Raw genomic sequence first — 19,987 nt, forward strand, 5'->3', positions numbered from 1 at the left:
TATTTTGTAGAGGTATAGCGTAGTCGAAATGTATTTATTTCACCTTTCGACTACGCCTATGGTAACAAAACTTTTCTTTTTATGGTGACTTGACATCGTTATAAGTATGAAAAATAGTAGTCATAATTGACTTCAGTATAGAAATATTAATACGATATTTGATAAAGAAATAGCAATAGTGTTACTTCTAGTCTGTTAAAAGCTTGATAATGCATCCTAAGAAAGTTGTCTAAAAACCTTTTAAGGGTTATCTTTGCACCACTTTTAAAAAAAAGCTATTTAGAAAAGTGCAAGATTTGAGCGTAACCCAAATTACAACCGCAAAAGTTTCTGTTGTTCAAGATTTTAAGGAGATCACAAAAATGCGTTTGGCATTAAGTGTAGTTTTTTCTTCGGTAGCCGGTTATCTATTAGGTGTAGAAGTGGTTTCTTTTAGTACGCTGTTGTTATTGGCGATAGGAGGTTATTTCATGGTAGGTGCTTCAAATGCATTCAATCAAATTATAGAAAGAGATCTTGATAAATTAATGGATCGAACCAAAAACAGGCCAGTTCCATCAGGAAGAATGTCTGTTAATACTGCTTTTGCTATCGCTACTCTTTTTACGATTGCAGGAATTAGTGTTTTATACACTATAAATCCTAAAACAGCAATGTTTGGCGCCATTTCCATTTTTATTTATGTGAGTTTGTACACTCCGTTAAAAACCAAAACACCATTGTCTGTTTTTGTTGGTGCTATTCCCGGGGCAATTCCTTTTATGTTGGGCTGGGTTGCTGCAACGAATGATTTTGGAATAGAGCCAGGTACATTATTTATGATACAATTTTTTTGGCAGTTTCCTCATTTTTGGGCTATTGGATGGTTTTTGTACGAAGACTATAAAAAGGGAGGATTTTTTATGCTTCCTACAGGTAAGAGAGATCAAGGTACAGCAGTACAGATTATTCTTTATACAGTTTGGACAGTGGTTACTTCATTAATACCAGTTTTTGGGGTAACAGGAGACTTATATCTTACTCCGGTATCTGGGGTTGTCATTCTAATTTTGGGATTAATCTTATTAAGATCTGCAATTCGATTATATAAAGAAAGAGATACTAAAACTGCTAAACAACTAATGTTAGTGAGTGTTTTATACATTACATTATTGCAGATTATCTATGTAGCAGACAAATTTATTCGGATATGGATTTAACACAAGGTACAACACAAGAAAAAATCAACAGATCCAAAAAAACCATGATGTGGTTTGCTATGGTGAGTATGGCAATGGTATTTGCTGGCCTTACTAGTGCTTATGTAGTAAGTAAAGCCAGAAAAGATTGGGTAACCGATTTGGTTTTTCCTCAGCCGTTTATTTACAGTATTTTTGTAATATTAGCAAGTAGTGTTACCCTTTACATGGTTAAAAAAGCTATTGAAAAAAATAATAGAGGAGTCGCTACTGGTTTATTGTTATCGACACTAGCCTTAGGAATTCTTTTTATTGTTTTACAATTCGAAGGTTTTAAAGATATAATTAATCAGGGATATCATTTTACTGGACCAACATCCAATATTGTTTCCACTTTTATGTTTATCATCGTGGTTACCCATTTGGCTCATATAGTTGGAGGAATCATGGTACTTATAGTGCTAATTTATAATCATTTTAAACAAAAATATAAAACTGGTCAAACTTTGGGACTAGAACTAGGTGCTATGTATTGGCATTTTGTTGATTTTCTGTGGGTTTATCTCTTTTTATTTTTGTATTTCATCAAATAAGTAAAATCTATTCATCGAGTTTAGAAAAAGAGATTTTTTAAACGAATTACATTTGCTCTAATTAAAAAATAGATTTGAGCAGGTGAAATGATAAAATTGATTATTTTTGTGGAAAATTTAACAATACCAAATTCTATATATGGAAACAGCTGTTACTAAAACAGGTACCGAAGATAAAATCTGGGGAGGTGGTAATCAACCACTTAAAGTGAGTTATGGTAAAATGATGATGTGGTTCTTTATCCTTTCTGATGCACTTACATTCTCTGGTTTTCTTGCCGCATATGGCTTTTCAAGATTTAAATTTATTGATTCATGGCCTATAGCCGACGAGGTGTTCAATCACTTTCCTTTTTTACATGGGGTAGATGCACCAATGTACTATGTGGCATTGATGACTTTCATACTTATTTTCTCTTCTGTAACTATGGTATTGGCGGTTGATGCAGGGCATCAAATGAAGCAGAAAAAAGTTATCATTTATATGTTCTGGACCATTATAGGAGGTCTTATTTTTGTTGGCTCACAAGCATGGGAGTGGAAAAACTTCATTAAAGGAGAATATGGAGCTGTAGAGACTAAAGCAGGACAAATTCTCCAGTTTGTAGATACAGAAGGTCACAGAGTTGGCCTTGAGGAAATAGCAGATCCACAAGAAGGTGTAAGAAGACAACATCTAGAAAAGAATGGAATCTGGTATGAAGCAGAAGACGATCTTCCTACCTACACTATAGATGAGATAAGAGCTGGCTTTGCGAAGAGAAACGACGTATTGATCAGGACACAAACACTTACTGAAGAAGGTGAGAAAACTATATTATCGAGGGAAGAATCTTTAAAAAGACTACAAAATGATGCTGTTGGTATAGTTGAAGGAGCTAATTTGGTTCATAATGAATATGGAACTCCTTTGTTTGCAAATTTCTTTTTCTTTATTACTGGTTTTCACGGTTTTCATGTATTTTCTGGAGTGATCATCAACATTATTATCTTTATTAATGTAATTCTCGGGACTTATGAAAGAAGAAAGAATTATGAGATGGTAGAAAAAGTAGGACTTTATTGGCACTTTGTAGATTTGGTATGGGTATTTGTATTTACATTCTTTTATCTGGTTTAATAAAAATATAGTAGTAAAATAAAATGGCACACGATATAGCACATCACGAATCAAATACAGGTAAAATCTGGAAAGTGTTTTTCATACTTTCTGTTATTACAATTGTTGAGGTAATCCTTGGGATTATAAAACCTGCATTTTTAGTTGAAACGACATTAATTAGCATGAAGCTTCTTAACTGGATTTTCATTATTTTGACCATATGGAAAGCTTATTACATCACATGGGCATTTATGCATATGGACGGAGAAACAAAAGGTCTGAGGAGATCGGTAGTATGGACAGCGATATTTTTAATTTGTTATTTGATCTTTATACTGCTTACAGAGGGAGATTATGTTTATGAAGTATTCAAAGCAGGATATAAAAGCTGGGACTTCTAGTCTAAAAAATATACGTTAAAAGCATTGTAAAAAGACGGTTTTTTAAACCGTCTTTTTCTATTTTTGCACAACATATGTGAGTAAAATTTATATGAAAAAATTTCTTGTTTTAGGTATCTTGTTTGTACTACCATTAGTGGCATATTTATTTTTTGCTTCTGGGGTACACAACTTTGCTAAGCTTCCTGTATTACATGCCAACATAGAGGATGTTGAAAATTTTGAATCCTTGAATTCTGAAAAGATTACTTTCAAGAATAAAATTACTGTCTTGGGGTTTTTAGGTAAGGATATATACAATAAAGAAGGAAATGCGTTCAATCTAAATCAAAAGATTTATAAGAAAAATCACGGGTTTCAAGATTTTCAATTCGTAATGGTATTACCCTTTGGAAGTGAACAGGCAGCCGCAGAACTTTTAGATGAATTAGGTAATATTACAGATGTATCTGGATGGAAATTTCTTTTTGGTACACGAGAGAATATAGAAGAGTTATTTGACAGTCTGAATACACCGCACCAGTTAGATGAAAGACTGGCTACCCATTATGTATATATTATAGATAAAGATCAAAGTTTAAGAGGAAGAGATGGTAAGCTTAAAGAAAATGAACCTAAAGTATATGGTTATGATGCCAGCTCTGTAGCAGACCTGGCAAATGTAATGAATGATGATATCAAGGTTATTCTTGCAGAATATCGTTTAGCACTTAAAAAATATAAAGCAGATCGAAGTGATAGTTTGGACGACTATCGAGATCAAAAGAATTAATCGATTATGAAAAAGTATTCATATGTTGGTATCTCATTTATTATACTAATTTTTGGTATTATTTTCATTCCAAAAATTGTAAATAGAATAAAGAGTACTTCAGTGATCAAAAATGATAGGATGAGTGCCAATAATCCTATTACAAACGAAAATCTTTCGTATATAAAAATTAACGGAGAACCAAAAAAAGTACCAGAATTCGCATTTCTGGATCAGGATAGTGTTTTAATTACAAATCATGACTATAAGGGGAAAGTATATGTGGTAGATTTTTTCTTTACAAGTTGCCCTACGATTTGCCCAAAAATGAGTAAAAATCTGGTATACCTTCAGAATCAATTAAAAGACTATCCAGATTTTGGAGTAGCTTCGTTTACAATAAATCCAAAGTATGATACCCCAAGAAGGCTTAAAACATATGCCGAAAATTATAAGGTTACAGATCCTGATTGGCATTTCTTAACTGGAGATAGAGAAGACATCTATGATCTTGCTAATTCAGGGTTTAACATTTATGCTGCAGAGAATCCCAATGTTCCCGGTGGGTTCGAGCATAACGGTTATTTTGCATTAATTGATCAAGACGGATATATTCGATCACGATATGACGCTTCTGGAAATCCAATTATTTATTATAGAGGAACTATCAGCGTAGATGAGAAGGCAGATAACGACGGAGAAGAAGAACAGATAACAATTTTATTAGAAGATATAAAAAAATTACTGGATAAAGATGAGTAATTCAACTGCTATAGAACAAAAATATAACAAGTGGATCATTGTACTATCGATCGCTATTCCCCTTGTCGTAGCTGCATTGTTTGGTGTGAATTTAAGAAAACTGGGGTTTAATGTCGAGCCACTTACTTTTTTACCACCAATTTATGCTTCGGTTAATGGATTAACGGCGCTAATTCTTTTGGTGGCATTATGGGCGATTAAGAATAAAAAGATAAAATTACACGAAGGATTGATGAAAACAGCAATTCTTTGTTCTGTACTCTTTTTAATCATGTATGTAGCTTACCATATGACCAGTGATTCTACCAAGTTTGGAGGTGAGGGAGCTATTCGTTACCTATATTATTTTATCTTGATTACTCATATCGTATTATCTGTGGTTGTAATTCCTTTTGTTTTAGTGACCTATGTTAGAGCATTGTCTCAACGATTTGATAAACATAAGAAAATTGCAAGAATAACATTTCCGATTTGGCTGTATGTTGCTATTACAGGAGTTATAGTATATATAATGATATCACCGTATTATAATTAATATTTGAAACTTTAACCTGTCATTCCAGCGCAGATAGAAATCAACAAATGAATCGAAAGATCATATATATAGTACTATTTCTAGTATTCACTACCTTATCGGCAGAAGCACAATGTGCTATGTGTAGAGCCGTTTTAGAAAGTGAAGAAGGACAGGAAACAGCAAAAGGGATTAATAATGGGATAGTCTACCTAATGATTATTCCTTATATCTTAATTGGAGCAGTTGGCTATTTTATCTACAAAAACAAAAAAAAATCCTCTACATCCAAATAGTTACAGTATTCGATATTATAGAAATTTTAACATTTTCATAACATTTTGAAATGTAACAAAAATCGTACATGGTTAGTCTTATCTAAAAGACCATACTAACCAATCAAAAAGTCTTCGTGGGGAAAACTATAAGATTGACTTAATTTTTTTGTTCTGTTAGTGAGTCTCTGTTTTATCGAGGCATGATTTTTGTGCCTCTCACATCTTATTCAAGTAGTATGATTGAAATAAAAGACTTACATAAATCCTACCAGATGGGAAGCAATTCGCTTCATGTACTCAAAGGAATAGATTTTAATGTTAAAGAAGGAGAATTGGTGGCTATTATGGGATCATCTGGTTCAGGAAAATCTACTTTACTAAATATTTTAGGAATGTTGGATGAAGCAGATAGCGGTAGTTATTTTTTGGATGGTCTACCCATAAAAAATCTGAACGAAAAAATTGCAGCCCAGTATAGAAATAAATTTTTGGGTTTTATCTTTCAGTCATTTAATTTAATTACTTATAAAAATGCAGTTGATAATGTAGCTCTGCCACTGTATTATCAGGGGATAAAGAGAAAAGAAAGGCAAGACAAAGCAATGCATTACTTAGAAAAAGTTGGGTTAGCAGAATGGTCTACACATCTTCCTAATGAATTATCGGGTGGACAAAAACAAAGAGTTGCTATTGCTAGAGCCATGGCTTCAGAACCAAAAGTGCTATTAGCCGACGAACCTACCGGAGCTCTAGATACGAAAACTTCATATGATGTTATGGAACTTATACAAGGGATCAACGATGAAGGAAAAACAATTCTAATTGTTACTCACGAGCCAGATATCGCTAATATGTCAAAACGAATTGTGAATTTAAAAGATGGGGTTATCATTGATGATACAATAGTAAAACAAGTAAAAGCAAATGTAAATGTTTAGTTTAGAACGATGGCAGGAAATGTTCGACACTATTGCCAAAAATAAATTACGAACGTTTCTTACTAGTATATCGGTGGCATCTGGAATTTTTATTTTAGTTCTTTTGTTGGGAGTTGGACAGGGAATGCAAAATGGTATTTCAAAAGAATTTGAAAGCGACGCGTCTAATAGTATTTGGGTATGGACCAGAAGCACTTCTGTAGAGTATAAAGGATTGAACCCTGGAAGGCGAATTGAGATTACAAATGAAGATTATAATTTCATTAATAGAAAAAATGAAGACCTTTTAGAATATAAATCATCTCGCGCTAGACAATGGGGGGTAGTTGTCAATTACGGAAAAGAATCTGGGAGTTATGGTGTTGAAGGTGTATTTCCCGAATTTCAAATGTTAGAAAATCAAGAGATGGTGGCTGGAAGGTTCATCAATAGTAAAGATATAAATGAACGTAGTAAAGTAGCCATTATCGGAAATAAAGTTAAAAACGATTTATTTAAAGATAAAAAGAAGGACCCTATAGGTGAGTTTATCAAAATTAATGATATCCTTTTTAAAATTGTCGGAGTTTTCGCCGAAAAATCAGAAGAAAGGGAGGAAAATCGAGTATTTATACCTTCTCCCATTGCGCAACAAATATTTAATACGGGGCAGAAACTTCAAGGACTTGCTTACACACTAAAACCTGAAGAAAATTTTGAAACTGCAGTTCTTAAATCTGAACAATTTGTTGAGAATATGACTAATTATCTTAAGTCGAAGCACATCATTGCTCCCGAGGATGACAGGGCTATTGGAGTAAATAACTCACTCGAAAATGCAAAACGTTTTTACAATCTTATTTTCATGATAAAAGCATTTTTTTGGTGGGTTGGCATTTGTACCATAATAGCTGGAGTAGTTGGGGTTAGTAACATTATGCTAATTATAGTAAAAGAGAGAACAAAAGAAATAGGAATTCGTAAAGCTTTAGGAGCCCAACCCATGTCAATCATAGGAATGATTCTTCAAGAAGCTATTTTTGTAACGGCAATTGCAGGTTTTACAGGATTAATCTTAGGATTAGCCTTATTAGAGCTAGCCGGCCCTATGATCCAAACCGAATTTATCGCCAATCCTTCTGTAAATTTTAACGTAGCTCTTACAACGGTTTTCATTCTTATTTTTGCAGGAGCATTAGCAGGATTTTTTCCAGCCTGGAGGGCTGTTAAAATCAAACCAATAGTAGCACTTAGAGACGAATAATATGTTAAATAGAGATAGTTGGAACGAAATACTTGAAGCACTAACGGCTAATTGGTTTAGAACTTTATTGACTGCTTTTGGTGTCTTTTGGGGGATCTTTATTTTAGTAATTCTCTTAGCAGCAGGTAAAGGTCTAGAAAACGGTGTAAAACAAGGATTTGGTGACATTGCTACGAACACTATGTTTATGTGGACTCAAACAGTATCAAAGCCCTATAAAGGACTGCCTAAAGGAAGAAGATATGATTTCAAAATAGGCGATGTGCCTTCTATTAGAGGCGAAGTGCCGGGACTGCTGTATATCTCTCCAAGAAATCAATTGGGAGGCTTTCGTGGGTCTAATAATGTGGTTAGAGGACTCAATACGGGAGCTTTCAACGTGTATGGGGATTATCCTGAAATTATTAAACAGGATCCCATAAACATTACCTCGGGAAGATTTATAAATTACGGTGATATAGATAATAAAAGAAAAGTAGCAGTTATAGGAAGTGGTGTACAAAAAGAACTCTTTTCAGAGGGAGAAGAGCCCATAGGAGAATATATCAAAATACAAGGGGTTAATTTTATGGTTATTGGTACGTACTCCAAAAAATCTAATAATGGAGATGGCGAAGAAGGACAAAAAGAAATCTATGTTCCTTTTACTTCTTTTTCTCAAGCCTTTAATTATGGCGAACGTGTAGGGTGGATGGCAATAACCGCTCAAGATGATCAATCCATTACAAATCTTAAAGATGATATTATTGAAGTAGTAAAAACAAACCATAGTATCCATCCTGACGATAATCGTGCTGTGGGAAGTTTTGATTTATTTGCCGAGTTTAGTAAAATTAATGGTTTATTCGTGGCTCTAAAAGGGGTTGCATACTTCGTGGGTACACTTATACTTTTATCTGGAATTATTGGAATTAGTAATATTATGCTTATAGTTGTGAAGGAAAGAACCAATGAAATAGGAATTCGCAGGGCTTTAGGGGCTTCACCTTGGGCGGTAAGAGGACAAATATTATTAGAATCTATATTTTTAACTATCATTTCGGGTATGACAGGAATTGCCGTCTCTACCGGAATCATATTTTTGATTAACAAAATGTTAGATGGAGCACCTCCTGGCAATGATACTATGTTTGCCAATCCAAGTGTGGATTTGTCAGTTGTATTCATTGCTCTCATAATATTAGTCACTAGTGGTCTATTGGCAGGTTTGATTCCGGCACAAGTGGCTATCAAAACCAAACCAATCGATGCACTGCGTTCAGAATAATGAGTAAATCAATCAAATTTAGCTTTTCCTATTGGGATAGCTTAACAAATTTTATATACTAAAAATGAAAAAAACTGTTACTATTATTATATTGGTTATTATTACGGCTGTATTTGTAGGATCTCTGTACTACCTGTATAAAAAAAATCAAGAAGACCCTGTAACCTATGAAACTGAACAGGCTTCTATAGAAACTATCATTAAAAAAGCAGTTGCTACCGGCAGTATTGTTCCAAAAGAAGAGGTGTTAATCAAACCTAATATTTCAGGCATTATTGAAGAAATTTTTATAGAGGCAGGTGATCAGATCAAATCAGGTGATCTTATTGCCAAAATTAGAGTAGTCCCTAATGTTTCTTCCTTACAAAGCGCACAAAATGCAGTAGAGAGTGCGAAAATTGCTCTTGATAATCAGGAAAAAATTTATAACAGGCAAAAAGAACTTTTTGATAAGGGAGTTATCTCTGCCAATGAGTTTGACGGTGTTGATGTAACTTTTAAACAAGCAAAGCAATCGTATGATGCAGCAAAGCAAAATTATCAGATAGTCAAAACAGGGACTGCTAGAGGATTGAGCAGTGTAGCCAATACCTTGATAAGATCTACGGTAACAGGCATGGTATTAGAAGTTCCTGTAAAATCAGGAAACCAAGTGATAGAGGCTAATAATTTTAATGATGGTACTACGATCGCAACCGTTGCAGACGTTGGCGAAATGATTTTTGAAGGTAAGGTTGATGAAAGCGAGGTAGGAAAAATTAAAGAGAACCTTCCTTTAGAAATTACGGTGGGAGCCATAGAAAATAAAAAATTTGATGCTGTCTTAGATTATATAGCGCCCAAAGGAAATGAAGAGAATGGTGCTATACAATTTGAAATTAAAGGAACTTTAAAGAAAAAAGACAGTACCTTTATTAGGGCAGGACTTAGTGCTAATGCTTCTATAATTTTGGCAAGGGCTGATAGTGTTATGGCACTCAAAGAAGCGTTAATACAATATGATGACAAAACGCAAAAACCTTTTGTAGAGATTGAAGTTGCTGATCAACAATTTGAGAAGAGAGATATTGAATTAGGGATTAGTGACGGGATTAATGTGGAAATCAAAAGCGGTATTACCAAAGATGATAAACTCAAGGTATGGAATATTATTAAAAAACCTGAGTTTACTAATTGATTTCTAAATAAATCATTTTTTTTGTAACAACATCGATCAATTATATACTTATAGGCATTATGCGAATTAAAACTTCAATTTTATTAATAACACTTTTAGGAGTGTTTGGGATTCAGGCGCAAGAAAAGAAATGGACATTGCGTGAGTGTGTAGAATATGCATTAGAAAATAATATTACTATAAAACAGTCTGAATTGGATATAGAATCCGCTAGTATAGATAGATTGGGCGCTTTGGGAAATTTTGTACCGAGCGTGAGTGCTAACGGGACCCTATCTTCAAATACTGGAGCAAACATTAACCCCGTAACCAATGCATTTGAAACTTCAACATTTACATCATTTACTACAGGTGTTAATGTTGGACTAACTTTATTTGATGGTTTACGTAATTTGCGTCAGCTACAAAGAGCAAAATTAAATAAGTTGTTGAGTCAGTATAATTTAGGTAAATCAAAGGATGATATTGCTTTATTTGTGGCAAACAGTTATTTGCAAGTTCTGCTAAATAAGGAATCTTTAAAGGTTATAGAAAAACAACATGAGATCACATTAGAACAACTACAAAGAACTAAGGATTTGGTGGATGCAGGAGTACTACCGCAAGGAGATCTTTTAGAAATTGAAGCTACCTCTGCAGATGAACTGACTCGTATTGTGCAGGCAGAAAATGCTGTTCAAATTTCGTTGATAAGCCTAGCGCAAACGTTATTAATCAAAGATTATGAAAGTTTTGATATTGCCGAACAGGAATATTTGGTCCCAGGAGCAGAAATGTTAGAAAAACCTGTAGATCAGGTTATGGCAAAAGCAAGAGAGGCGAGATATGAAGTTCAAATTGCAGAACAAAATAAATTATTAGCAGAAAAAGATCTTCAGCTGGCAAGAGGAGGATATTATCCAACTTTAAATGCATTTTTTGGATATAATACCAGATGGGCAGATAACGACTTTTTATCTAGAGGTTTTACAGAACAATTATATGAAAACGATGGATTTTCGTATGGTTTACAATTGAGTTTACCGGTACTAAATGGCTTCACGACAAGAGCTAATGTTAAAAGAAATAAAATCAGTACAAAACGAGCCGAATTTCAGCTGGAGCAAGCACAATTAGATCTGGATAGCAATGTATATCAGGCTTATTTGGATGCCAAGGGAGCTGCAGAGGCGTACGAAGCTTCGTTGGTTTCGGTAAAGGCACAACAACGAGCCTATGAGTATGCAAAGGATCGTTATGATGTAGGGTTGACAAATGCCTTCGATTTTAGCCAGTCAAAGTTTAGATTAGAGAATGCGCAAAGTCAGGAAGTACAGAACAAATTCGATTACATTTTTAAGCTGAAAGTTTTAGAACTTTACTTCGGAATAAAGATAGCAGATATAAAATTATAAGTAAGTAGCCTTTCTATTTTTTGGCTATTATCTAAAAGATTGTAACTTCATATCTGACAATTAACGTTAAAATGAGTCATGAATAGAAAAACATTACTTTTTATTTTAGGTGCTGTATTACTCTTGATCATAATGCTTATCTACGGTAAAAAGGCAGGGTGGTTTGGTAAGAGTGGTAATTTTAAAGAGGTATCTACAACGAAGATCGAAAAAATTAATATCGTTGAAACCGTTGCTGCTACAGGTAAGATTCAACCAGAAGTAGAGGTGAAGCTTTCTTCAGAAGTATCTGGAGAAATTATTGATTTACCTATCAAAGAGGGTCAACAAGTAGAGAAAGGCGATCTTTTGGTGCGTATCAATCCTGATATCATACAATCTGGATTAAACAGATCTCAGGCAACTCTAGAAAATGTAAGAGCTGGACTTCAACAAGCTGAAGCAAGTTTAAAAGAAGCCCAATTAAATTATGATCGTAACAAGGGGTTATTTGAAAGAGGAGTAATTTCTAAAGCCGATTGGGATGCATCAGTCTCGGCTTACGAGGTCGCAAAGGCTGCAAGACAGTCTGCCTTTTATAATGTCAAAAGTGCACAAGCTACAGTGAATGAAGCAAAAGATAACCTAAGTAGAACCATCATTTATTCACCAATGAGTGGCACCATTTCAAAATTGTCGGTTGAGTTAGGTGAACGAGTAGTAGGTACCCAACAAATGGCCGGAACTGAAATTGTTCGTGTTGCTAATCTTAACAATATGGAAGTTGAAGTTGATGTAAATGAAAATGATATTGTTAAAGTCTCTATCGGTGATTCGACTATTGTAGAAGTTGATGCCTATCTCAAAAAAGAATTTAAAGGGCTTGTGACAGAAATTGCTAATTCTGCAGAAAATGCTACAAGTGCTGATCAGGTAACTAATTTTAGGGTTAAAGTTCGAATTCTTGAAGAATCTTATAAAGACTTAATTGAAGGAAAGCCTGATAGTTATTCGCCATTTCGACCCGGTATGACTGCAACAGTTGATGTTATCACAGACAAAAGGGAAAATGTTATCGGTGTTCCCATAAGTGCTATCGTAATCAAAAGTGATACCTCTAGTGTACCTGAAAAGACTACTAAGGAAAAACTCGCTGGTTCTGATGAGAAATTTGAGTGCGTATTTGTGAAAGAAGGAGAAAGTGCTGAACTTAGGGTGATTAAAACCGGAATTCAAGATGATAGTAACATTGAGATTACAGAGGGGTTACAAGAAGGAGACGAAGTAATAACAGGACCGTATAATACGGTTACGAAAATACTTAAGACCGGAGACAAGGTAACCACCGAGACAGAAAAAAATTCTGAAAAATAATAGGTAATAGGCTATATTTGTCAAAATTTTTGAAGGATGGCCTATATTCTTTGTATCGAAACTTCTACTACCAATTGTTCTGTTGCTTTGACTCACGATGACAAAGTAATTGCATTAGAAGAAGATTACAGCTTACAATACTCTCACGCTGAACGATTACATAATTTCATCTATAAAGTTATTAAAGATGCAGGTTTATCCTTGAAAGATCTTTCAGCTATAGCGGTAAGTAAGGGTCCTGGTTCTTATACCGGGTTAAGAATAGGTGTTTCTGCTGCTAAAGGCTTATGCTACGCACTTGAAATTCCTTTACTATCAGTATCCACATTATATTCGTTGGCTTTACAAATAGAAATAAAAGAAGAGAATACGTATATAGTTCCTATGCTTGATGCTCGAAGAATGGAAGTATATGCTGCTGTGTTTTCTAACCAGTACGAACAAGTACGGGAAACCAAAGCTGAAGTTTTGGCAGAGCACTCTTTTTCTGAATATATGGAAAACAAGAAAGTATATTTTATTGGCAATGGAGTAGAAAAATTTTCTGCTATTTGTAAGAATGATAACGCAATCTTTATCGAAGATAAATTACCATCGGCAAAGGAAATGGCAATAATAAGTTTCTCTAAATATAAGAAAGAAGATTTTGAAGATGTGAGTTACTTCGAGCCTTATTATCTGAAGGATTTTGTCACCAATTAAATGAAAAAATGTCATCCAGCTTTAGAGATGACATTTTTTATGATTAATTGTTTAAACCTGTATTTAGTTGCGCCGAGTGCTTAAAAGACTTTGCGATGGATTAGAATCTGCACTTTTAAGCGCACTGTATCGAGCAACAAATCTAATTAGATCTTCTTCCCTTTTTAAACGTATTTTTTCCCTCTTTAAGTATTCTTTAAGCTCACCTTCTTTATCATTAAACGTAGCCAATATGTCTCGTTTATTCATAGGTAACTCCATAATCATGTCTTCTTCTTCCAGATAATAAGTAGTGAGCATTCTAAGTTCACCAGGATCGTCAGCTTGTGTTAAAGAATTTTTTGAGGGCTCTTTTATTTTTAGAGTTAATTTCTTATATATTCGATATTTGTCATTCAACTCGACTAAGATATAATAACCCTCTCTTTTTTGTCCTCTTTGTGTTTTAAAATCACAATAATAGAAATAGTCACCATCAATTCTGGCATGAACTGTCGGTCTCTTTGCTATTGTAAATAAATTAGAGCCTTGATTGTATTCTAACGCATCTGTAAAGATGTTGTATTTAAGTTTTGCATCATAGGTTCCCGATTTTTCATCGATGACACTAGATTCTTTGTATCTTGATTTCATGTAAACAGAACCGTCATAATCATCAAAAGTCGAAATTCTCTCTGTAGACGTAAGTAAATCTCTGGGTAATTGCGCGAATAATGTTGGGGCTATTGCTAAAAAAAGCAAAAGTAGTATTCTTTTCATATTTATCGATTTGGTTACGATAAAACTAGTTAAATACCAGATTAAATGCAATTAATGAGAGATTTTGTTAGAATTTTTGCGAATTATGTAAAGTATAGTACAAATTGCTTAATTATTTAAGAGAAAAGGGTAAATTTAATATTAAATTAACATAATTTTTTTATGGTAAAACCATAATTTTTACAATTTATTGGCTATAAAAATTCTGTAATTCGTTAATTTTCATCGTTTAAACTAAGAATACTCAAGCTAATCTGACTGTGATTTCTTTAAAAAAACATATACTCATTGATATTAGATTTACTAACGAGAAGCAGTTAGTTAATCAAGTAAATTAACGGCATCATTTATTTCGTTTACAGGATATTTGCATGCATTATTAACACATACATAAATCAATGTTTCATCATCAGTAAATCTGTTTTTTAATAAGGCCATTTCAGAATCTGATGTACTACCAGCCAACAATTTATTAGGAATATAAATTTGATGTAGTTCCTGTATTTTCTTTTCAGCTTCGTGTCCTACAACAACTATTTCATAAAAGTCAAAAGTAAAATTAAGCATGAGATCAAGCCAATTAGAATATCCAGAAGGATAAGATTGTATTTGTGACTTCATATTGTGCAGCATATTTTCACTTATTTCTTTATAGGTAGGTTCATTATAATAGTGAGATAATAAGAACAGGCTTTTAGCAAGAATTGAATTTGACGCAGGAATAACATTATCACTGGACTCAATTGTACGCACAATAAGTTGTGGATCTTTGTCAGAAGTGAAATAGAATATATTTCGATCATTGTCGAAAAAATGGTCAATAGTATATGTTGCTAACCTTTTTGAAATGTCTAACCATTCAGGGTCTAATGTATTTTGATATAATAGAATAAAGGCCTCTATTACTGTAGCATAGTCTTCGAGGTAGCCATTTACAGTACTCTTGCCATTTTTGTAATTATGAAATAGAGAATAATCACTTTTTAATTGATTCTTTTTTATGAACGTGGCATTCTTTATGGCGTTGTTTAGGAATTCTTGATCTCCAAAAACTCTATAAGCATCAAGATACGCTTTAAGCATTAGGGCATTCCAGGAGGTGAGCGTTTTGTCATCTAATCTTGGTCTGGAACGCTTTTCTCTATGATCGAGTAATGCTTTTTTCCAGGACTTTACTTTGTTGGTTAGCAATTCGTTGCTAATCTTATGTTCATTACAAAAATCAGAGTTGCCTTCTTTTCTGATTAGAACATAATTTCCTTTTTCCCATATTCCATAATCATTTATATTATAATAATCAGAGAAAAGGGTAAAGTCTTCGCCTAGAAGCGTTTTAAGCTCTTCTTTGGACCAAACATAAAAAGCACCTTCTTCTAATTCACCACTTTCCGTTTTACTGTCGGCATCTAGAGACGAATAAAATGCACCCTCTTCGTTGGTGAGTTCTCTAGATACAAAATTTAATGTTTCTAAAACTACGTTCTTGAACCATGTATCTTTTGTAACCAAATATGCATCAGAATACAAACTGATTAATTGAGCGTTGTCATACAACATTTTTTCAAAATGTGGGATATGCCACTTAGCATCTGTAGAATATCTTGAAAATCCGCCTCCAACATGATCATAAATACCTCCATACGATATTTTTGTAAGAGTGTTTTTTACATATGCTAACAATTCTTCGTCCTTTGTTTGATGTGCATATCTGAGCAAGAAGTGATAGTTATTGGGCATCATAAATTTTGGGACTCTTTTTGTTCCTCCTTTTTTATGATCAAATTGTTTGCTCCATTGCTTTACTGAAGAATCAATAAAATCTTTTTCAAAATTAATTTCGTCACTATTTATTTCTACAACATCAACTGCTTTAATACCTTGTTCCAGTTTTTCAGCATATTCTAACAATTTTTCAGGTTGCTTTTCATATAAATCTGAAATTTGGTTTAGGGCATCAATCCAATTTCCTTTAGGAAAATAAGTCCCGCCCCATACGGGTCTTCCATCGGGTAAAGCGATCATATTAAGAGGCCATCCACCACTGCCAGTCATCAATTGTACGGCACTCATATATACTTGATCTATATCGGGCCGTTCTTCTCGATCTACCTTTATATTAATATAATTACTATTCATTATTTCTGCAACCTTTGGATCTTCAAAGCTTTCATGTTCCATCACATGACACCAATGACAAGCAGCATATCCTATACTAACGATTATAAGTTTATTCTCTTTTTTTGCTTGATCGAGTGCTTTTTCTCCCCATGGTTTCCAATCGACAGGATTATGAGCATGTTGCAATAGATAAGGACTGGTTTCATGAATTAAATCATTGTTGTAATCGTGTTCTTCCATAGAAGGTTTATTTTGGTTTGTGCAAGAAGTTGTTAGAATTAAAATAAAGATGAACCAATATTTCACAATTGTTGATTTTAATATCTTCTAAAAATATAAAAAGCATCCTAATTAATTAAGATGCTTGTTATCAAAGAAATGATAAAGTTTTTAATCGATTACAAAAGAAATTTTAAGATTTACCCTGTATTCGGCTATTTCATTATTGGTTACAATAACTTTTTGATCAGATACCCATGCAGATTTGATGTTTTTTACAGTCTTACCTGCTTCTTCTATTCCATTTTTTGCTGCATCGTCCCAGCTTTTTTCAGAACTTGCGATCACTTCAATAGTTTTAACAATTGCCATTTTAATATTTTTTTGGTTAATATTTTACGAGATTCTCTAAGATACGAGATACTTTGCTCTTTTAAAATAAAAACAATCATTCTTTTAATGACAATTTCCCATGTAATCAACCATTATTCGTTTAACTACCCATTTAACGCTTCAACATATTCAACTTTATCTTTTAACATTTCTTTGAGCATGTTTTCGATACCATTTTTAAGTGTAAAGGTAGAAGAAGGGCATCCACTACAGGCACCTTGTAAGATGACTTTAACGCCTTTACTTTTTGGGTCGTAAGAATCAAATAAAATATTTCCTCCATCACTAGCTACTGCTGGTTTAATATATTCTTCAATGATATTTATGATATCTTTAGAAACGTCATCAAGGTTTTCAAAATTGAGGTCGGCTTGTTTTTCTATTTCACTTTTGGATACTACAGCATTTGCAGACAACACTTCTTTACCTTGTTCTAGATAATTGCGTAAAAACTCTCTGATCTCTAAAGTGATATCATTCCAATCGGCCATGTCGTATTTGCTTATAGAGATGTAATTTTCATCTATATAGACTTCTTTTACAAAAGGTAGATGAAACAACTCTTGTACTAACGGCGACTCTTTGGCATCATCTATATTTTTGAACTCGTGACCAGCTGTTACCAATTTTTTGTTCGCAACAAATTTTAGTACTGCAGGATTAGGAGTACTTTCGGCATAAATGGTAATAGGTACTTTTTTACCAGTTTCGGTTTCTGTGACTACAGGTTGGCCATCATTGAGATAATTCTTGATCTGTTCTGCTACTTCTTCTTCAACATCTGCCCATTCTACGATATCATATTTGTCTATTGCCACAAAGTTTTGAGAGATAAATACTCTTTTAACAAAAGGCAGATAGAACAGTTGTTGTGCGAGAGGTGAATTTTTTGCCTGATCTATATTTTCGAACTCATAGCTGGTATGTTGCGTCAAAAAATGATTGGCTTCAAATTTAACTATACCAGGATTTGAGGTATGCTCTATTTTTATTTCAAAATTCTTTTCCATAAACTAATTTTTGGCAAATTTACTAAAAGCAATGCTATAATCATGGTCATAAATCCTCCCCTAACATATTTTAACAACTTATACATAATACACTTAAAATCTTAATTTCTAACAAAAATTTATATCTTTGAGACCAGCGATAATTAATTATATATTTAAAAACTAATAGTGAAGCCCCACAATATAAACTGTTTTTTATAGTTTACATTTAATTCACGAACTCTGTTTGTCCCCAATTAAAAGACAGTGCCTAAATGAACTTAAGAACGACTTATGTAATATTTTTAATGTTACTTTCTCAATTTGCCTCTTCGCAAGAAGGTATTCCAGTATATGCAGATTATCTTTCTGATAATCTTTACCTGGTACATCCTGCCATGGCTGGGGCGGCAAATGCTAATAAAATTAGATTAACTGCAAGAAAACAATGGTTTGATGTAGATAATGCTCCCAATTTACAATCAGCGAATATGAATTTTAGAATGGGTGATAAGACGGGCCTGGGAGGAATCGTGTTTAAAGATGAAAATGGCCGATTTTCTCAAACTGGAGTTTATGTGACTTTTGCATATCATTTGTTATTTTCTAGAGATAGAACAGATTTAAATATGCTTTCATTTGGGATTAGTGGTGGATTTATTCAATCTAATGTTGACTTAAGAGGTCTTGATGATCCTGTTGATCCGGATCCTGTGATTTTAGATAGAGTTCAGAAAGATGCATATTATAATATGGATGTGGGATTATCGTACAACTACCTGGAGTGGTATGCTCATTTTACTGTAAAAAATATATTACCAACAACTAGAGATATTTTTGATAATAATACGCCTGTTCAAGAATCAAATAATCAGCGCCGATATGTAGCCTCTTTGGGCCGTGTATTTGAGTTTAACGATAAATGGAGTCTTGAACCTTCTATATTATATCAGGCTACAGACCAAACGCAAGAGAGTAGCTTTGATGCTAATGCAAAAGTTTATAGAGAGCTTAATGAAAAGACCACCTTATGGGGAGGACTTTCATACAGACGTAGTCTTGATGGAGCAGAATTCTCTGAAGATGGTACCTCTATAGAGAATCAGCAGTTACAATATTTTACACCTTTTTTAGGAGTTAATTATAAAAAATGGATGGTGGGTTATACCTTTAGTTATCAATCCAATTCTGTAGTACTAAGTGATGGTGGATTTCATCAGCTTACTCTAGGATATGACTTCGGTAAAATTAAAGAACGCTGGAATTGTAAATGTCCTGCGGTGAATTCTCACTAGATATTTTTATTGATAATTTGTGTTTCTTCTTGTGTATTAATTTTTATTTGGCAGCTGCCCCTTCAAACTGTAATCGTTCATCTTGTACCCCTACCAAAGAAGACAATTCAAAAATATTCTTATACCCATAACCATAGAGATTTATAAAAGTAGGAATATTTAATGCTAAAGGAGCCATTTTGGTAGCAAAATGGTCCAGATCGCCATCAATATTATTGTTGCAGTAAATTAATATTCGGGTATCTTTTGAAGGAATGTACTTTGCCAGTTTATTTTTGGTAAAATCTGAAAAATTGATGTGTATCGCTCCCTTAAGATGTTTGTTTTTATAGGCAGTTTCAGAACGAGTATCTAACAAGATGGTATTTTCATCTTTCATATATTCCAGAAATTCATGTAACGGGATCAGTCTTTCCTCTCTGTATTGTAATATTTCTTCAGAGATATCTAGAAATGAATTATAATCTACTTTTGATTTAGGTAATTCTTTTTTTTCTTGTGCTTGTATAGCGAATGGTATCATTATCATTATTTTAATTAGAGTTTTCATAGATCCTGTTT

General features: G+C 33.5%; 21 protein-coding genes. 16 read left to right on the top strand and 5 right to left on the bottom strand.

The window, feature by feature from the left end; genetic code table 11:
* Nucleotides 1-296: 296 nt before the first annotated feature.
* From cyoE to tsaB, 15 genes are all read left to right on the top strand, one after another.
* A complete protein-coding gene (gene cyoE / locus ACFSJT_RS19730) occupies nucleotides 297-1,199 on the top strand; it encodes a heme o synthase (protein WP_378322074.1) in 903 nt (300 codons plus the stop codon).
* Nucleotides 1,190-1,771 carry a cytochrome c oxidase subunit 3 gene (locus ACFSJT_RS19735; RefSeq protein ID WP_378322075.1) on the top strand — a complete coding sequence of 194 codons (582 nt, stop codon included), beginning with the start codon at nucleotides 1,190-1,192 and terminating at the stop codon, nucleotides 1,769-1,771. The genes cyoE and ACFSJT_RS19735 overlap by 10 nt, the downstream gene beginning before the upstream one ends.
* A gap of 139 nt (nucleotides 1,772-1,910) precedes the next feature.
* The gene (locus tag ACFSJT_RS19740) at nucleotides 1,911-2,891 is read left to right on the top strand and encodes a cytochrome c oxidase subunit 3 (RefSeq protein WP_378322076.1); all 981 of its coding nucleotides are present in this window, start codon (nucleotides 1,911-1,913) and stop codon (nucleotides 2,889-2,891) included.
* A 23-nt stretch (nucleotides 2,892-2,914) separates the two neighbouring features.
* The gene (locus ACFSJT_RS19745; protein ID WP_378322077.1) at nucleotides 2,915-3,274 is read left to right on the top strand and encodes a cytochrome C oxidase subunit IV family protein; all 360 of its coding nucleotides are present in this window, start codon (nucleotides 2,915-2,917) and stop codon (nucleotides 3,272-3,274) included.
* A gap of 91 nt (nucleotides 3,275-3,365) precedes the next feature.
* Nucleotides 3,366-4,046 (top strand): hypothetical protein, encoded by a 681-nt coding sequence (locus ACFSJT_RS19750; RefSeq protein ID WP_378322078.1) that lies wholly within the window; start codon nucleotides 3,366-3,368, stop codon nucleotides 4,044-4,046.
* Nucleotides 4,047-4,052: 6 nt separating this feature from the next.
* Complete coding sequence (locus ACFSJT_RS19755; RefSeq protein ID WP_378322079.1) at nucleotides 4,053-4,787, top strand: SCO family protein; 735 nt, start codon at nucleotides 4,053-4,055, stop codon at nucleotides 4,785-4,787.
* Nucleotides 4,780-5,322 (top strand): DUF420 domain-containing protein, encoded by a 543-nt coding sequence (locus ACFSJT_RS19760; RefSeq protein ID WP_378322080.1) that lies wholly within the window; start codon nucleotides 4,780-4,782, stop codon nucleotides 5,320-5,322. The genes ACFSJT_RS19755 and ACFSJT_RS19760 overlap by 8 nt, the downstream gene beginning before the upstream one ends.
* 47 nt (nucleotides 5,323-5,369) lie before the next feature.
* The gene (locus ACFSJT_RS19765) at nucleotides 5,370-5,597 is read left to right on the top strand and encodes a hypothetical protein (protein WP_378322081.1); all 228 of its coding nucleotides are present in this window, start codon (nucleotides 5,370-5,372) and stop codon (nucleotides 5,595-5,597) included.
* Between the two features lie 218 nt (nucleotides 5,598-5,815).
* Nucleotides 5,816-6,517: an ABC transporter ATP-binding protein gene (locus tag ACFSJT_RS19770; RefSeq protein ID WP_378322082.1), complete on the top strand. Its 702-nt coding sequence runs from the start codon at nucleotides 5,816-5,818 to the stop codon at nucleotides 6,515-6,517.
* The gene (locus ACFSJT_RS19775) at nucleotides 6,510-7,760 is read left to right on the top strand and encodes an ABC transporter permease (RefSeq protein ID WP_378322083.1); all 1,251 of its coding nucleotides are present in this window, start codon (nucleotides 6,510-6,512) and stop codon (nucleotides 7,758-7,760) included. The genes ACFSJT_RS19770 and ACFSJT_RS19775 overlap by 8 nt, the downstream gene beginning before the upstream one ends.
* Nucleotide 7,761: 1 nt before the next feature.
* Nucleotides 7,762-9,027, top strand: coding sequence for an ABC transporter permease (locus tag ACFSJT_RS19780; RefSeq protein ID WP_378322084.1), 1,266 nt, complete (start codon nucleotides 7,762-7,764; stop codon nucleotides 9,025-9,027).
* A gap of 64 nt (nucleotides 9,028-9,091) precedes the next feature.
* Nucleotides 9,092-10,204, top strand: coding sequence for an efflux RND transporter periplasmic adaptor subunit (locus tag ACFSJT_RS19785; protein WP_378322085.1), 1,113 nt, complete (start codon nucleotides 9,092-9,094; stop codon nucleotides 10,202-10,204).
* Nucleotides 10,205-10,263: 59 nt separating this feature from the next.
* Nucleotides 10,264-11,598, top strand: a complete 1,335-nt coding sequence (locus tag ACFSJT_RS19790) for a TolC family protein (protein WP_378322086.1) — start codon at nucleotides 10,264-10,266, stop codon at nucleotides 11,596-11,598.
* 78 nt (nucleotides 11,599-11,676) lie between these two features.
* Nucleotides 11,677-12,951, top strand: a complete 1,275-nt coding sequence (locus ACFSJT_RS19795) for an efflux RND transporter periplasmic adaptor subunit (protein WP_378322087.1) — start codon at nucleotides 11,677-11,679, stop codon at nucleotides 12,949-12,951.
* A gap of 36 nt (nucleotides 12,952-12,987) precedes the next feature.
* Nucleotides 12,988-13,653: a tRNA (adenosine(37)-N6)-threonylcarbamoyltransferase complex dimerization subunit type 1 TsaB gene (tsaB, locus tag ACFSJT_RS19800; protein WP_378322088.1), complete on the top strand. Its 666-nt coding sequence runs from the start codon at nucleotides 12,988-12,990 to the stop codon at nucleotides 13,651-13,653.
* A 63-nt stretch (nucleotides 13,654-13,716) separates the two neighbouring features.
* Here the strand turns inward: tsaB and ACFSJT_RS19805 are convergent, their stop codons facing one another.
* The 4 genes from ACFSJT_RS19805 to ACFSJT_RS19820 form a co-directional block, all read right to left on the bottom strand.
* Nucleotides 13,717-14,412 (bottom strand): hypothetical protein, encoded by a 696-nt coding sequence (locus ACFSJT_RS19805; RefSeq protein WP_378322089.1) that lies wholly within the window; start codon nucleotides 14,410-14,412, stop codon nucleotides 13,717-13,719.
* Nucleotides 14,413-14,733: 321 nt separating this feature from the next.
* Nucleotides 14,734-16,770, bottom strand: a complete 2,037-nt coding sequence (locus ACFSJT_RS19810; RefSeq protein ID WP_378322090.1) for a thioredoxin domain-containing protein — start codon at nucleotides 16,768-16,770, stop codon at nucleotides 14,734-14,736.
* A gap of 150 nt (nucleotides 16,771-16,920) precedes the next feature.
* Complete coding sequence (locus ACFSJT_RS19815; RefSeq protein WP_378322091.1) at nucleotides 16,921-17,121, bottom strand: dodecin family protein; 201 nt, start codon at nucleotides 17,119-17,121, stop codon at nucleotides 16,921-16,923.
* A 125-nt stretch (nucleotides 17,122-17,246) separates the two neighbouring features.
* Nucleotides 17,247-18,152 (bottom strand): NifU family protein, encoded by a 906-nt coding sequence (locus ACFSJT_RS19820; protein WP_378322092.1) that lies wholly within the window; start codon nucleotides 18,150-18,152, stop codon nucleotides 17,247-17,249.
* 254 nt (nucleotides 18,153-18,406) lie between these two features.
* On the opposite strand from ACFSJT_RS19820, the gene ACFSJT_RS19825 reads away from it, so the two are divergent.
* On the top strand, nucleotides 18,407-19,426 hold the full coding sequence (locus ACFSJT_RS19825) for a PorP/SprF family type IX secretion system membrane protein (protein WP_378322093.1): 1,020 nt from the start codon (nucleotides 18,407-18,409) through the stop codon (nucleotides 19,424-19,426).
* A 43-nt stretch (nucleotides 19,427-19,469) separates the two neighbouring features.
* Here the strand turns inward: ACFSJT_RS19825 and ACFSJT_RS19830 are convergent, their stop codons facing one another.
* On the bottom strand, nucleotides 19,470-19,976 hold the full coding sequence (locus ACFSJT_RS19830) for a rhodanese-like domain-containing protein (protein ID WP_378322094.1): 507 nt from the start codon (nucleotides 19,974-19,976) through the stop codon (nucleotides 19,470-19,472).
* Nucleotides 19,977-19,987 lie beyond the last annotated feature (11 nt).

The sequence above is a fragment of the Aquimarina celericrescens genome, assembly GCF_042682765.1.
GTDB classification, from domain to species: Bacteria; Bacteroidota; Bacteroidia; order Flavobacteriales; family Flavobacteriaceae; genus Aquimarina; species Aquimarina celericrescens.